This window comes from Mycobacterium sp. E2497 (assembly GCF_001668695.1).
In the GTDB taxonomy this organism is placed as follows: Bacteria; Actinomycetota; Actinomycetes; order Mycobacteriales; family Mycobacteriaceae; genus Mycobacterium.
Genome location: NZ_LZKD01000137.1, coordinates 1 through 14,864 on the forward strand (window position 1 = coordinate 1; position 14,864 = coordinate 14,864).

Sequence of the window (14,864 nt, forward strand, 5' to 3'; positions counted from 1 at the left end):
GCCGACCCGACGAAGGGCAGCCCGGTGCTCAGCAGAGCACCGGGCTGCTGGTGGTTCGGTGAACGGATTGGACTACCTGGCCGGGGCGACCGACGACGGGATCTGGCTGGGGCCGGGGGCGCCGGGGGTCGCCGACGCGGGTCCGCCCTGCTGGACGCCGGCCGGTCCGCCGGCGCCCGGGCCGCCCGGACCGCCCATGCGGTGCGGGTGCATGAACGCCGCGTGGTGCTTGTGGTGGTGGTGACCGTGGTGGCCGCCGCGGTGGCCGAGGATGAAGCCGGTGAAAAAGACGACCGCGACGATGAACACGATCCCGGCGACGATGGCGACCCATGCGGCGAACTGGAAGACCCGCGGGGCGCGGTATGCCGCCGCGGCTTCCGCGGCGACCGGTGCAGTTGCGGTGGCGGACCGCACAGTGGGGGTTTCAGGTGTTTCACTCATGAGACAAATGATGAAGCCGTTAACACTAGTTGCGGCTATGCGCTCCTTATGTAGCAGCTGTGAGGTCAAACCCGGTCTTCAGCTGGTCAAACGCGCCGATCTCACACCCGGATACGCGGTTACCCACCCGCGCCGGCCCGAGCGGGCTCGGACAACATGAAGCGGTGCCCTTCGGGGGACCTCAGCCCCATCTCCCGCCTGCCCCACGGCTCGGTCCGCGGGGGTTTGATGACCTCGGCGCGCTCCGCCAGGGCGCGCCGGTGGTAGTCGTCCACACCGACGACGGTCAGGTACGCCAGGTAACTGTGGTCGCCGAGCTCGCACGCGGGTAGGGCATCTGGGCATCGGCCGAGCCGGAAGGTCACGGGTCCCGCGGTGCAGAAGATCCAATTGCCGGGGTCCGGCTCGGTGATCGTGCACCCGAGCACCTTGCGGAACCACCGGGCGGCCTTGTCGAGGTCGTGCACGGCCAGGACCGGGTCGGCGCTGACGAATTCCATGGCAGCAGTGTGACCCCACGATTGGCGTTCCGCGCCGCGGACCCACTAATTTCCCTGACGTGATGTTCTCAGCTGCCGGCGCGGTCGCGCGGTGGATCGGCCCCCTGCTCACAGTTGCCGCCATCGGCCTTCTCGCCGGCCCGCCGCACGCCGGCCCCGCGCCGGCGGTGCGCCTGGCCGACGATGCGAACCCGTTGGCCGGCATGCCGTTCTACGTCAACCCCAACTCGGCGGCGATGCGCGCCGCGCAGCACACCGACCCGCCGAGCCCGGAGTTGACCGCGATCGCCAACACGCCGCAGGCGTACTGGATCGTCCCCGGCTCCTCCGCGGCCACGATCGCGAAGTACACCGGCGACGCGCAGGCCGCCGGCGCGATCCCGGTGCTGGCGATCTACGGGATCCCGCACCGCGACTGCGGCAGCTTCGCCGCGGGTGGGCTCGCGACCGCCGACGACTACCGCGGGTGGATCAGCGGCATCGCCAACGACGTCGGCGGCACCCGAACGGCGATCATCCTGGAACCCGACGCGCTCGCCATGGCCGACTGCCTGTCCGCCGACCAGCGCCAGGAACGCTACGACCTGATCCGCTACGCCGTCGACACCCTGACGCGCAACCCGGCCACGGCCGTCTACGTCGACGCCGGCCACCTGCGCTGGCACAGCCCCGAAGACATGGCGGCCAGGCTCAACCAGGTCGACGTCGGCCACGCGCGGGGTTTCAGCGTCAACACCGCGAACTTCTACACCACTGCGGATGAAATCGGTTACGGCGAAGCGATTTCCGGGCTGACGAACGGTTCGCACTACGTGATCGACACGTCGCGCAACGGCGCCGGACCGGCGCCCGACTCCAGGCTCAACTGGTGCAACCCCAGCGGCCGAGCACTGGGCACCCCGCCCACCACGGCGACCGCGGGCGCGCACGCCGACGCCTACCTGTGGATCAAGCGTCCCGGTGAATCCGACGGAACATGCGACAACGGTGACCCGCCGGCGGGCACCTTCGTCAGTCAGTACGCCATCGACCTGGCCCAGAACTCGGGCCACTGATCACGGCTGGAACGGGTTGACCGCGAACCCGCGTTGAACGGGTAGCACTTCGTGGCACTGAGACGCGCGGGCGCAGCGCCGCCGGCGGCTCCGGCAGCATTTGAAATTGGCGCGCAGCACCCCCCGGTCGGTGACTTAGGATGGCACTTGGTAGCGGCCGGCGCGCCACTGCACCGCCCGCATGACCGGCACGACGAGAGGGATGGTCAGTGGCTGCACTGTGTTTGGCCGCTGGTTGCCGGAGGGTCGTGTCCACCCGCGAACATCGATACTTCGCGGCGTCACCGGTTGCCGACCCGCCAGATTGCTGTGCCGCTTCCACCAGCCGCGGAAATGCCCACGAACAGTCGCCCCCCTGGACATGACGCAACCCGCGAGAGTCGCTTCAGCACAAGGAGATTGAGCCGATATGACGCAGACGCTGAACGTCGAATATCAGGAACTCATCGCGCGCGCTGACGAACTCGAGCAACCGCTGCCGACCGTCCCGTCCACCAACCCTTCAGGGCCGTGCAACCTTTCGTTCATCCACGATACTGCTGCACGACTCGCACTCACCGCCGACACCTTTCGGACGTACCTCAAAGGGTGCGAACGGGAATGGAAGGCTTTGGCGAAATCGCTGAGGAACGCGGCAAAGGCGTATGAGGAGGTCGACACCGGGGCCGCGGAGGACATCAACAAGATCCTGACCGACGGCGCTCCCGCCGCGGGCATTGCGCCGGCGAAGCTGGCCGCGGAGGAGGAGCCCTGGACGCCGCCGGGGCCAGCGGCAGCGGCGGCGCCATTCGAGTACCCCTATTACGAAGTCAGGCAGGCGGCGGCCGACATCGAGGCCGGTGATCAGGGAACCTCGTTCAGGGCGTTCGCACAGGAATGGGAAACGTTTCAACGGGCGTTTCGGGAGGAAACCAATCGGTTCCGGCTCTTCAACACCTGGGAGGGCGAAGCGACTGCGCAGGTCGAACAGAATTTCCAGCGGCAAAAAGAGTGGATCTATTCGATGGCGAAATTGTGCGGTGACCTGGCGCAGCAGGCCAACAGGGTTGTCGACGTGCACAAGAAAGCCACCGCGACCACCGGGTACAACAAGCGCGCAGTGGACGGTGCGCATCCCAGCTCGTACGAAGTGTCGCAATGCGACTATTGGTATAGGCGCTACGTGGAATCCAACAACCAATACTACGTTTCCGTCGCCATTCAGTGGTATGAAAGGCTGCAGGCTCAGTCGGAATCGGCGTTGAAATACTACGTGCAGTATGCCAATTTGCCGCTGAAGGTGCTTACTCCGGATGCGCCGCCCAAGGCGATGGTCATCAAGCCGCCAGACACAACGCCGAAGCCCAACCCGGATGATCCCAACGCGGGGACTCCCAACCCGGACGGTCCCGACGCGAGTCCCAAGCCGGAGCCGACGCCCACACCGGGCGGGACGACGCCGGCGCCCATCCCGACCCCGGCGCAGATCGGTCAGCTCGCGGGAAACCTGTCGGACGGTGTGCAGGGTCTGTCACAAGGCATGCAGGGGGTGCAGGGCATGATGCAGGGCGTCCAGGGCTTCGCGCAGGGCGGCGGCTCGATGCCGGCTTCACTCGCCTCGGACACCACCGCGATCGACCCGCAAGTGGACGAGGAAAAGAAGGACGACGACAAGAAGGACGATGAGGAGACGCAGGACCCGGCGACACTCGTCGACGGCGCGGCCGCGGGCGATCAGGCGTCGGGAAGCGCCCCCACCGGGCCGCCGGCCGCCGGCGGCCAAGCGGGCGCGGCGCCTTCAGAAGTGGTGCTCTGACAAGGTCGCGACACCCGCGCGCCGGTTCGTCGAGCCGGCAGCGTCAGGGTTTGAACGGGTTCACCGCGAACTGGATCACCCGGTACGGCGCCGTGACCCGGGCCCGAGTGTCCCACTGGCTCACGAAGATTCGCAGCTCGTCGAGGGTGGAGCCGGGCGAGATGTACCCGCCGTACGGTTGCGCGAGCCGGTTGTCGTAGGGCGGCGGCAGGCTCTCCGCGGGATCCGGCCACTCGTCGTGCTGCACCACCGTGGTCACCGGCGCGTCGCCGAGCCCGGTCGGATCGTCGGCGACGCGGACCTCCATGTTGCCGGTGACGGCGTTGAAGTACGACAGCACGGCCTTGCCGTCGATCTGCCGGATGCACAGCTCGCCGACGGCGTCCGGCCACAGCGGGGTGGGCGGCTTGCCCCAGCCACCGTGCGGGCCGGCCGCCCAGCCCTGCCAGCGGGACCGGTCGGTGAACGTCTGCGGGGTGGCCCGGTACAGCACGACGGGGTCCCTGCGGGTGAAGCTGTCCGCGACGATGTACACCCACCCGGTGGGCGAGTCCGGGGTCGGGATCGGGTCGTAGTAGCCGCTGATCTGCGTCTGCGAGCCGCCCTGATACGAGGCGGCCCGTCGCGATCCGGCGATGGTCTGCCACCCCGCCCGCGCGGGCTCGGCCGTCACCAGCCGTGAGCTTTGCGGCTCAAGGTTTTTCGTCGTCGTCACCATGACGTAGTTGCGCCGGTTGATCTGGACCACCCCGGCGGGCAGCTGCGAGGCGCCCGGCGGGGTGGGGTCGGCGAGCAGCGGATTGCCGATCCCGGTGACGCCGGTGTAGCGCACGCCGGCCGGGTCGTCGACGGACGCGGTGTCCACGTGCAGCGCCACCGGCGCGTACCAGCCGCCGAACCCGACGCCCTGGCCGGCGAAACTGTCGCCGCAGACCTGCAACAGTTCGGTGGGGAACTCGACGAACTCACAGAGGTCGGTCGCCCCGATGCCGTAGTCGCCGGTGGGCGTGCCGGTGCCCGCCGTGGGGCCGATCCGCAACACCTGACCGGGTGCCAGCGGACCCACGATGGGCTCGGGGGCCGGTGCCGGCGGGTCGGCGCGGGCAACCGAAAACCATTGCGGCGCAAACAGAGTCAGTGCAAGCGAGCACCGCGCGACCAGCCGGGTATGCGCGGTCCTCACCCGCGGATCACAGCTGGGCGGCCAGCAGCTCGGCGATCTGGATGGTGTTCAGCGCCGCCCCCTTGCGCAGATTGTCCCCCGACACGAACAGGGCCAGGCCGCGCCCGTCGGGCACGCCCGGGTCGTGCCGGATGCGGCCGACCAGCGACTCGTCGACGCCGGCGGCCGCCAGCGGGGTCGGCACGTCGACCACCTTCACGCCGGGCGCGCCGTCAAGCAGTTCCCGCGCGCGCTCGGGCGACAGCGGCCGGGCGAATTCGGCGTTGATCGACAGCGAGTGGCCGGTGAACACCGGCACCCGCACGCAGGTCCCGCTGACCGCCAGCTCGGGGATGCCGAGGATCTTGCGGCTCTCGTGCCGCAGCTTCTGGTCCTCGTCGGTCTCGCCGGATCCGTCGTCCACCAGCGAGCCGGCCAGCGGCACCACGTTGAACGCGATCGGCGCGACATACGTTGTGGGAGCGGGGAACTCGACCGCGGAGCCGTCGTGCACCAACCGCTCGGCGTCGTCGATGACCGCGCGCGCCTGCGTCGCCAGCTCCGCGACCCCGGCCAGGCCGCTGCCCGACACCGCCTGATAGCTCGACACCACCAGGCGCACCAGCCCGGCCTCGTCGTGCAGCACCTTGAGCACCGGCATGGCAGCCATCGTGGTGCAGTTGGGGTTCGCGATGATGCCCTTGGGCCTGCGGTGCGCGTCCCGCTCGAAATTGACCTCGGACACCACCAGCGGCACGTCCGGGTCCTTGCGCCAGGCCGACGAATTGTCGATCACCGTCACCCCGGCCGCGGCGAACCGCGGCGCCTGCACCAGCGACATCGTCTTGCCCGCGGAGAACAACGCGATATCCAGCCCGGTCGGGTCCGCCGTCGCCGCGTCCTCGACCTCGATCTCCTGACCGCGGAACTCCAGCTTGCGCCCCTGCGAGCGCGCGGACGCGAAGAACCGCACCGACGTGGCGGGGAAGTCCCGCTCGTCGAGCAATTTGCGCATCACCTGGCCCACCTGGCCCGTGGCGCCTACAACGCCTATTGACACCCGATTAGCGCCCATATCTACCTACCGGTCCCCGCATACACCGTCGCCTTCTCGTCCCCGCCGAGCCCGAACGCCTCATGCAACGCCACGACGGCCTTGTCTAGTTCGGTGTCGCGGCACAGCACCGAGATGCGGATCTCGGAGGTGGAGATCAGTTCGATGTTCACGCCGACGGCGGCCAGGGCCTCACAGAACGTCGCGGTGACGCCCGGGTGGCTCCGCATCCCCGCGCCGATCAGCGACACCTTTCCGATGTGGTCGTCGTAGAGCAGCTGGGTGAAGCCGATCTCGTCCTTGAGCGCGTCCAGCTTGGCCACCGCGGTGGGCCCGCTGTCCCGCGAGCAGGTGAAGGTGATGTCGGTCTTGCCGTCCTCGACCTTGGAGACGTTCTGCAGCACCATGTCGATGTTCACGTCGGCGTCCGCGACGGCCCTGAACACCCGGGCCGCGTAGCCAGGGATGTCGGGGATGCCGACGACGGTCACCTTCGCCTCGCTGCGGTCGTGCGCGACTCCGGTCAGGATGGGGTCTTCCATGGCTATGTCCTTGATCGATCCGACGACGACGGTGCCCGGCTTGTCCGAGTACGACGAGCGGACGTGCACCGGAATGTTGTAGCGGCGGGCGTATTCCACGCAGCGCAGCATCAGCACCTTGGCGCCGCACGCCGCCATTTCGAGCATTTCCTCGAAGGTCACCCTGTCCAGCCGGCGCGCGTTGTGCACGATCCGCGGGTCCGCGGTGAAGATGCCGTCCACGTCGGTGTAGATCTCGCAGACGTCGGCGTGCAGCGCGGCGGCCAGGGCCACGGCGGTGGTGTCCGAGCCGCCGCGGCCCAGCGTGGTGACGTCGCGGGTGTCCTGGCTGACGCCCTGGAATCCGGCGACCAGCACGATGCGCCCCTCGTCGAGCGCCTCCTGCAACCGGCCCGGCGTGACCTCGATGATCTTGGCGTTGCCGTGGGTGCCGGTGGTGATGACGCCGGCCTGTGAACCGGTGAACGACCGCGCCTGCGCGCCCAGCGATTCGATCGCCATGGCCACCAACGCGTTGGAGATGCGCTCCCCGGCGGTCAGCAGCATGTCGAGTTCCCGCGGCGGCGGGGCCGGGCACACCTGCTGGGCGAGGTCCATCAGGTCGTCGGTGGTGTCGCCCATCGCGGAGACCACCACGACGACGTCGTTGCCCTGCTTCTTGGTCGCGACGATGCGCTCGGCGACGCGGCGGATCCGGTCGGCGTCGGCCACCGAGGATCCGCCGTACTTTTGCACGACGAGCGCCACGTTATTGTTCCCGCATTCTTCCCGCCCTTGGGCACGTTCTGGGTCCAGAACAGAATACGTGGCTGCACATAGCGGTTTACGCCGCGATACCGGCCGCCCCGACCTGCGGTTTTCGCCGAGTTGTCGCGCAATTTTCGCTCGGGGTGCCGAGCGCGGTAGAGTTTTCGGCGTGCAGCGGGTGCTCCTCCTCGGACGCCGCGACGGGGTCTGATCCAGACCGGCTTCCCGTCGCGGGTGTTCGCGATGCGCCGGTCTGAGGTTCCTTCTGACACCCCCGGAGCAACTACCGTGACTTCCAACCCCGACGCCTACACCTCGGCGCGAACCATCACCCAACCCGCGGGACCGCCCCGGCCGGGCCAGCCCGCCTGGAATCCCCAGCGGGGCTCGGCGATGCCGGTCAACCGGTACCGGTCCTTCGCCGAAGAGGTCGAACCCATCCGGCTGCCCGACCGCACCTGGCCAGACCGCGTCATCGACCGCGCGCCACTGTGGTGCGCGGTGGACCTGCGCGACGGCAACCAGGCGCTGATCGACCCGATGAGCCCGACCCGCAAGCGGCGCATGTTCGACCTGCTGGTGCGGATGGGCTACAAGGAGATCGAGGTCGGCTTCCCGTCGGCCAGCCAGACCGACTTCGATTTCGTCCGCGAGATCATCACCGACGGCGCCATCCCCGACGACGTCACCATCCAAGTGCTGACGCAGTGCCGCCCCGAACTCATCGAGCGCACCTTCGCAGCGTGCGAGGGCGCGCCGCGGGCGATCGTGCACTTCTACAATTCGACGTCAATCCTGCAGCGCCGCGTGGTGTTTCGCGCGGACCGGGCCGCGGTGCAGGCGATCGCCACCGAGGGCGCGCGCAAGTGCGTCGAGGAAGCCGCCAAATACCCTGGCACACAATGGCGTTTCGAATATTCGCCGGAGTCCTACACCGGAACCGAGCTGGAATACGCCAGGCAGGTGTGTGACGCCGTCGGCGAGATCATCGCGCCGACCCCGGACAACCCGATCATCTTCAACCTGCCCGCCACGGTGGAGATGGCCACCCCCAACGTCTACGCCGACTCGATCGAGTGGATGAGCCGCAACCTGGCCAACCGGGAATCGGTCATCCTGAGCCTGCATCCGCACAACGACCGCGGAACGGCCGTCGCCGCAGCCGAATTGGGCTACGCCGCCGGCGCCGATCGCATCGAGGGTTGCCTGTTCGGCAACGGCGAGCGCACCGGCAACGTGTGCCTGGTGACGCTGGGGCTCAACCTGTTCTCCCGCGGCGTGGACCCGCAGATCGACTTCTCCAACATCGACGAGATCCGCCGCACCGTGGAGTACTGCAACCAGCTGCCGGTGCACGAGCGTCACCCCTACGGCGGGGACCTGGTCTACACCGCGTTCTCCGGCAGCCACCAGGACGCCATCAACAAGGGCCTGGATCAGATGAAGATCGACGCGGACGCCGCGGACTCCGACGTCGAGGACATGCTCTGGCAGGTCCCGTATCTGCCGATCGACCCCAAGGACGTCGGGCGCACCTACGAGGCGGTGATCCGGGTCAATTCGCAGTCCGGCAAGGGCGGGGTGGCCTACATCATGAAGTCCGACCACGGCCTGGCCCTGCCGCGGCGGCTGCAGATCGAGTTCTCCCAGGTGGTCCAGAAGATCACCGAGGGCGAGGGCGGCGAGGTGTCGCCCAAGGAGATGTGGGACGCGTTCTACGAGGAGTACCTGGCCCCGGTGTGGCCGCTGGAGCGGATGAAACAGCGGGTCGAGGCGTCGGAAGAGGACAGCGGCAGCACCACGATCGTGGCGACGGTGAAGGTCAACGGGGTCGAGTCCGAGATCAGCGGCACCGGCAACGGCCCGCTGGCGGCGTTCGTCCACGCGCTGGGTGACGTGGGGTTCGACGTCGCGGTCCTGGACTACTCCGAGCACGCGATGAGCGCCGGCGACGACGCGCAGGCGGCGGCTTACGTCGAGGCCTCCGTCGACGGCAAGACGGTGTGGGGCGTCGGCATCGCGCCGTCGATCACCACCGCGTCGTTGCGGGCGGTCGTGTCCGCGGTCAACCGCGCGTCGCGTTAGACCTCCGCGCCCGACGCCTGGCGCTTCCGCGGCGCGGCGGAGCGGGGCGGCCGGGCCCGCATGTGGTCGCGGGTGCGGCTCATGATGTCGCCCAGCGTGCGCACGTCCCGGTCGGACAGCGGGTCGAACAGCAGGCCGCGCACGACCTCGATGTGCCCGGGCAGGACCGCAGCGAGCCGGGCCCGGCCCGCCTCGGTGATGCTGACGACGGTGGCCCGCTGGTCGTGGGGGCTGGCCGCGCGGGTGATGAGCCCGGCCCTTTCCAACAGCCCGGCCTGATGGGTGAGGCCGCTGCGGCTGTAGACCACGCCGTCGGCCAGGTCGGTCATAGTCAGCTGGCCGTCGGCGTCGGCGAGTTGGGCCAGGATCTCGAACTGCACGTAGCTGAGATCGCCCTCGGCCTGTAGCTGCTGTTGCACGGCGTACTGCAGCAGGCTGACCGCCTCGGTGAGCGCGAAGTACGTGCGCATCTGCTCGGGCTTGAGCGCTTCGGCCATGCCCCGATCCTACTGCTTCGAAATCGAAGCAATGCGACGACGGTCACGCCCCGTTTCGGGATTGCTTCGATATCGAAGCAGGTTACTCCTCGCGTAACCGCTTCGACATCGAAGCAAAAACGGATGGAGGACATCATGAAGACAGTGCACTATCACCGGTACGGCGGCAGCGAGGTGCTTGTGTACACGGACGTCGAGCGCCCGACGCCGGGCCCGGGACAGGTCCTGGTGAAGGTGGCCGCGACCTCGTTCAACCCGGTCGACGCGGGCATCCGCGGGGGCTACCTGGCCGAGGTGTACGCGATCACTTTTCCCCACACACCCGGCATCGACGTCGCGGGCACGGTCGCCGAACTCGGCGACGGCGTGACGGGCTGGAGCGTCGGCGACGCCGTGGTGGCGTTGCTCCCGCTGGATGCCGACGGCGCCGCCGCCGAATACGTGCTCGCGCCGGTCGGGGCGCTGGCCGCCGCACCGCGGTCGGTGGCACTGGCCGACGCGGCCGCGCTGCCGGAGGCGGGATTGACCGCGTGGCAGGCCCTGTTCGAGATCGCCGGGTTGGCGGCGGGCCAGACGATCCTGATCAACGGCGCGGGCGGGGCGGTCGGCGGGTACGCCGTTCAGCTGGCCAAGCAGGCCGGCGCCATCGTCACCGCGACCGCCTCGGCGCGCAGCGCGGACCGCCTGCGCGACTACGGCGCCGACCGGCTCATCGACCACATCGACTACGCGACGACGCCGCTCGCCGTTGCGGGACAGCCTTTCGACGTCGTGTTCAACCTGCTGAGCACCTCACCCGAGGAAACCGAAGCCCTCGTCGGCGTGGTCGCCGACGGCGGTTTCCACGTGGGCACGATGACGCCGGGAACTCAGGACGCCGCGCGCGGGGTGCGCACGCAACGGGTGTTCGTCCGCAGCGATGCCGAGCAGCTGACCGGCCTGGTGGGCCGCATCGACTCCGGGCAGCTGCGCATCGACGTCGCCGATCGCCGCCCGCTGAGCGAGGCGGCCGCGGTGCACGACGCCGCCGACGCCGGCCGGCTGCCCGGCAAGACGATCCTGATCCCCGCCGATTAACGGTCCGCAATGTCTTCCCGCCGGGCGACGTCCGGCGGGAAGACGCTGTCGGTCAGAACAGCGCGAGCTGCTGATCCACCGCGGTGGTGTCGGTGAATTCCTCCATGCTGGTGCCGCCGACGACCGCGCGGATGGAGTCCATGAACTGGGTGTCGGAGATCACCGGGATGCCCAGCTGGCGGGCCAGGTAGCCCTTGCCCTGGTCGGGGGCCGGGTCGTTGCAGATCACCAGCGACGTCTCCCCGTCGACGGCGTCGCTGTAGGCCAGCCCGGCGTGCAGGATCCGCTCGACGAGCTCCTCGTGGGTCCGCCCGACCTCGGCCGCCAGGGCCACCCGCATGCCCTGCACCAGCGGCCTGCCACAGACGTAGTGGCCGGGGTTGAGATACGGGCAGGGCATCCGCGAGGCCAGCACCTTCAGCGGGCGCAGCTCGTCATGGGTGACGCGGCCGTTCGGCCACCGGCGCCGGGTCACCGGATGCACCGGCAGCCAGATGTCGCGCTCACGCGCCCGCTCGAGCGCCGACGCCAGCACCCCGGTGAGCACCAGTGCGTCGTCGAAGGCGTCGTGCGGCCGTTCCTGGGTGACACCCCAGTGCGCGGCGAGGGTCTCCAGCCGCAGGTTGTCGGTGCCCAGGTCCAGCCGCCGGGCCAGCTCGACCGTGCACATCACCGAGTCGACGGGGAGTTCGGCCTCAGCGAGCTCGGCCTCCGCGGCCAGGAACGCGTAGTCGAACGCGACGTTGTGGGCCACCAGCGTGCGGCCGTCCAGCACCTTGACCACGTCGTCGACGACGTCGGCGAACTGCGGTTGGTCTTCCAGCATGGCGACGGTCAGACCGTGCACGTGGGTGGGGCCCGGGTCCACGCCGGGGTTGAGCAGGCTGACGACCGACTGCTCGACGCGGCCGTCGGAATCGAGGCCCAGCACCGCCAGGCTGATCACCCGCGCCTGACCCGGCCGGAAGCCCGACGTCTCGACGTCGATGACGGCCCACCCCCCGACCGGCTCGGCGGCCGGCCGACCCCAGGACATGCCGTTCATGACTTGAGAATGGCACGTCCGACCGACATCGCCGGGTCGCTTCGCGGCCGTGTCGGTCGATGAATTCGATGAGGGCGACCCGCAGCGCCCGGCGCTCTGCGCCGCGCTTGCGATCGCCCTTATTCGATGAGGGTGACCCGCAGCGCCCGGCGCTCTGCGCCGCGCTTGCGATCGCCCTTAAACTGCGCGGGTGATCACCACCCGCGCACGCCTGGCCCTCGCCGCGGGAGCGAGCGCGCGCTGGGCGTCGCGGGTGACCGGACGCGGAGCCGGGGCAATGATCGGCGGACTGATCGCCATGACCCTGGACCGATCGGTGCTGCGCCAGCTCGCTGCCGGACGGCGCACCGTCGTCGTCACCGGCACCAACGGCAAGTCCACCACCACCCGGATGACCGCGGCCGCGCTCGGCACAATGGGCCCGGTGGCCACCAACGCCGAGGGCGCCAACATGGACGCCGGCCTGGTCGCGGCGCTGGCCGCCAATCGCGAGGCGGCGCTGGCGGCCCTCGAGGTCGATGAGATGCACGTGCCGCACGTGTCAGATGCCGTCGACCCCGCGGTCGTCGTGCTGCTGAACCTGTCGCGCGACCAGCTGGACCGCGTCGGCGAGATCAACGTCATCGAGCGCACGCTGCGGGCGGGGCTGGCGCGGCACCCGAAGGCGGTCGTCGTCGCCAACTGTGACGACGTGCTCATGACGTCGGCGGCCTACGACAGCCCGAACGTGGTGTGGGTGGCCGCGGGCGGCTCGTGGGCCAACGACTCGGTCAGCTGCCCGCGCAGCGGCGAGGTGATCGTCCGCGAGAAGGGCCACTGGTATTCCACCGGCGCGGACTTCAAGCGGCCCAGCCCGCAGTGGTGGTTCGACGACGAGACGCTGTACGGGCCCGACGGGCTGGCCCTGCCGATGCGGTTGGCGCTGCCCGGCGCGGTGAACCGCGGCAACGCCGCCCAGGCCGTCGCCGCGGCCGTCGCGCTGGGCGCCGACCCGGCCCGGGCCGTCGCGGCCGTCAGCCGGGTCGACGAGGTCGCCGGGCGCTACCGGACCGTCCGCATCGGCGACCACGAAGCGCGCATCCTGCTGGCCAAGAACCCCGCCGGATGGCAGGAGGCGCTGTCGATGGTGGACAAGCACGCGGCCGGGGTGGTCATCTCGGTCAACGGCCAGGTGCCCGACGGGGAGGACCTGTCCTGGCTGTGGGACGTGCGGTTCGAGCACTTCGAGAAGACCGCGGTCGTCGCCGCCGGGGAACGCGGCACCGACCTCGCGGTGCGCCTGGGGTATGCGGGCGTCGACCACACCCTGGTGCACGACACCCTGGCCGCCATCGCGTCCTGCCCGCCCGGGCGGGTCGAGGTCGTCGCCAACTACACCGCGTTCCTGCAGCTGCAACGAGCGTTGGGGCGTCATGGCTGACACATCGTCTTTTTCCAAGGTGCGCATCGGCCTGGTGCTGCCCGACGTGATGGGCACCTACGGTGACGGCGGCAACGCGCTGGTGCTGCGCCAGCGGCTGCGGTTGCGGGGCATCGCCGCCGACATCGTCGAGATCACGCTGGCCGACCCGGTGCCGGACTCGCTGGACCTCTACACCCTGGGCGGCGCCGAGGACTACGCGCAGCGGCTGGCCACCAGGCACCTGATCAAGCATCCGGGGCTGCAGCGGGCCGCGGAACGCGGCGCGCCCGTGCTGGCGATCTGCGCCGCGGTCCAGGTGCTGGGCCAGTGGTATGAGACGTCGGCGGGCGAACGGGTCGACGGCGTCGGCCTGCTCGACGCGACCACGTCGCCGCAGGAGGCCCGCACCATCGGCGAACTGATCACCAAGCCGCTGCTGCCCGGCCTGACCCACCGGCTCACCGGTTTCGAGAACCACCGGGGCGGCACCGTGCTCGGCCCCGCCGCGTCGCCGCTAGGCGCGGTGACCAAGGGCGCCGGCAACCGGGCGGGCGACGGCTTCGACGGCGCGGTGCAGGGAAGCGTGGTCGCGACCTACATGCACGGCCCATGCCTGGCCCGCAACCCGGAGCTGGCCGACCTGTTGCTCGGCAAGGTGGTGGGCGATCTCGCGCCGCTGCAGCTCCCGGAGGTCGACCTGCTGCGCCGGGAGCGACTGGCCGCCCGCTGACGGCCGGCCACTCGTTCCCGTTGCTCCACGACGGTCCCCCGACCCCAAGGATCCTTTGAGGGCCGTCGCTCAGCCTTGGCCCATGGCAGACACCAGCACCAAGATCGCCATGGCGCTCGGCGCGGCCGCCGCGGTGGCCGTCGCGCTCGCCGGCCCCGCCCACGCCGCCCGCGACGGGATGCACGGCGACCCGGCCGCCGCCGCGCCCTACTGGCGCTACCAGCAACAGGATTTGGACTGCGGGGAAATGGCGGTGGCCGACGTGATCGGCCAGCTCAGCGACCACCAACCCACCGAGGACGAGATCACGGCCGCCGCCGGCAACATCCCCAGCGTGAGCCATTCCGGGCCGATCTACCGCCCCGGCGGCAGGACCAGCAACAGCGACCTGGCGGTGCTGCTGGCGCACTACGGCATACCGGCCACCGGGGTGCACACCGACACCGATGCCCTGGCTCAGGACCTGGACCGGGGCCAGCGGGTGATCGTCGGACTCAACGACAAGATCATCTGGGACGAACCCGGCAACCGCACCCGGGAGAACCACTTCGTCGTCGTCACCGGCATCGACACCACGGCTCGGGTGGTGCACCTCAACGACAGCGGCATCAAGGCCGGCCGGGACGAGCAGGTAGCGCTGACGACCTTCGAGCAGGCGTGGGCCACCAGCGACAACTTCGCTGTCGTGACCGCGTGACGGTCCGTGTGCGACCGCGCTCCAGGCATGTG

14 protein-coding genes are annotated in these 14,864 nt (G+C 69.7%); 7 read left to right on the plus strand and 7 right to left on the minus strand.

All coding sequences use genetic code 11. The annotated features are described in order from the left end of the window. Positions 1-72 precede the first annotated feature (72 nt). Positions 73-444, minus strand: coding sequence for a hypothetical protein (locus A5713_RS11425; RefSeq protein WP_231980368.1), 372 nt, complete (start codon positions 442-444; stop codon positions 73-75). A gap of 119 nt (positions 445-563) precedes the next feature. Beyond that, positions 564-944, minus strand: coding sequence for a VOC family protein (locus A5713_RS11430; RefSeq protein WP_068095560.1), 381 nt, complete (start codon positions 942-944; stop codon positions 564-566). Positions 945-1,003: 59 nt separating this feature from the next. Here A5713_RS11430 and A5713_RS11435 point away from each other — a divergent pair, with 59 nt between their 5' ends. Further along, entirely contained in the window at positions 1,004-1,999 is a 996-nt protein-coding gene (locus A5713_RS11435; RefSeq protein ID WP_067922302.1) for a glycoside hydrolase family 6 protein, read from the plus strand. A 409-nt stretch (positions 2,000-2,408) separates the two neighbouring features. Then, complete coding sequence (locus tag A5713_RS11440; protein WP_068095562.1) at positions 2,409-3,794, plus strand: hypothetical protein; 1,386 nt, start codon at positions 2,409-2,411, stop codon at positions 3,792-3,794. A 43-nt stretch (positions 3,795-3,837) separates the two neighbouring features. On the opposite strand, the gene A5713_RS11445 is transcribed toward A5713_RS11440, so the two are convergent. The 3 genes from A5713_RS11445 to A5713_RS11455 are packed head-to-tail and all read right to left on the minus strand — an operon-like array spanning position 3,838 to position 7,299. After that, complete coding sequence (locus tag A5713_RS11445; protein WP_068095565.1) at positions 3,838-4,977, minus strand: DUF4185 domain-containing protein; 1,140 nt, start codon at positions 4,975-4,977, stop codon at positions 3,838-3,840. 7 nt (positions 4,978-4,984) lie between these two features. After that, positions 4,985-6,031, minus strand: a complete 1,047-nt coding sequence (locus A5713_RS11450) for an aspartate-semialdehyde dehydrogenase (RefSeq protein WP_068095567.1) — start codon at positions 6,029-6,031, stop codon at positions 4,985-4,987. 2 nt (positions 6,032-6,033) lie between these two features. After that, positions 6,034-7,299 (minus strand): aspartate kinase, encoded by a 1,266-nt coding sequence (locus A5713_RS11455; protein ID WP_067922291.1) that lies wholly within the window; start codon positions 7,297-7,299, stop codon positions 6,034-6,036. Between the two features lie 243 nt (positions 7,300-7,542). Between A5713_RS11455 and leuA the strand changes: the two genes are divergently transcribed. Then, positions 7,543-9,384, plus strand: a complete 1,842-nt coding sequence (leuA, locus tag A5713_RS11460) for a 2-isopropylmalate synthase (RefSeq protein ID WP_197516356.1) — start codon at positions 7,543-7,545, stop codon at positions 9,382-9,384. Here leuA and A5713_RS11465 read toward each other — a convergent pair. Continuing rightward, entirely contained in the window at positions 9,381-9,881 is a 501-nt protein-coding gene (locus tag A5713_RS11465; RefSeq protein WP_068095571.1) for a MarR family winged helix-turn-helix transcriptional regulator, read from the minus strand. The genes leuA and A5713_RS11465 overlap by 4 nt on opposite strands. Before the next feature lie 135 nt (positions 9,882-10,016). Between A5713_RS11465 and A5713_RS11470 the strand changes: the two genes are divergently transcribed. Continuing rightward, on the plus strand, positions 10,017-10,958 hold the full coding sequence (locus A5713_RS11470) for an NADP-dependent oxidoreductase (protein ID WP_068095757.1): 942 nt from the start codon (positions 10,017-10,019) through the stop codon (positions 10,956-10,958). A 52-nt stretch (positions 10,959-11,010) separates the two neighbouring features. Here the strand turns inward: A5713_RS11470 and A5713_RS11475 are convergent, their stop codons facing one another. Continuing rightward, positions 11,011-12,003, minus strand: a complete 993-nt coding sequence (locus tag A5713_RS11475; protein ID WP_082972905.1) for a DEDDh family exonuclease — start codon at positions 12,001-12,003, stop codon at positions 11,011-11,013. A gap of 190 nt (positions 12,004-12,193) precedes the next feature. Between A5713_RS11475 and A5713_RS11480 the strand changes: the two genes are divergently transcribed. From A5713_RS11480 to A5713_RS11490, 3 genes are all read left to right on the plus strand, one after another. Then, on the plus strand, positions 12,194-13,423 hold the full coding sequence (locus A5713_RS11480; RefSeq protein WP_068095573.1) for a Mur ligase family protein: 1,230 nt from the start codon (positions 12,194-12,196) through the stop codon (positions 13,421-13,423). After that, positions 13,416-14,135, plus strand: coding sequence for a type 1 glutamine amidotransferase (locus A5713_RS11485; protein ID WP_068095575.1), 720 nt, complete (start codon positions 13,416-13,418; stop codon positions 14,133-14,135). The genes A5713_RS11480 and A5713_RS11485 overlap by 8 nt, the downstream gene beginning before the upstream one ends. Positions 14,136-14,217: 82 nt before the next feature. Next, positions 14,218-14,832 carry a C39 family peptidase gene (locus A5713_RS11490; protein WP_068095577.1) on the plus strand — a complete coding sequence of 205 codons (615 nt, stop codon included), beginning with the start codon at positions 14,218-14,220 and terminating at the stop codon, positions 14,830-14,832. Positions 14,833-14,864 lie beyond the last annotated feature (32 nt).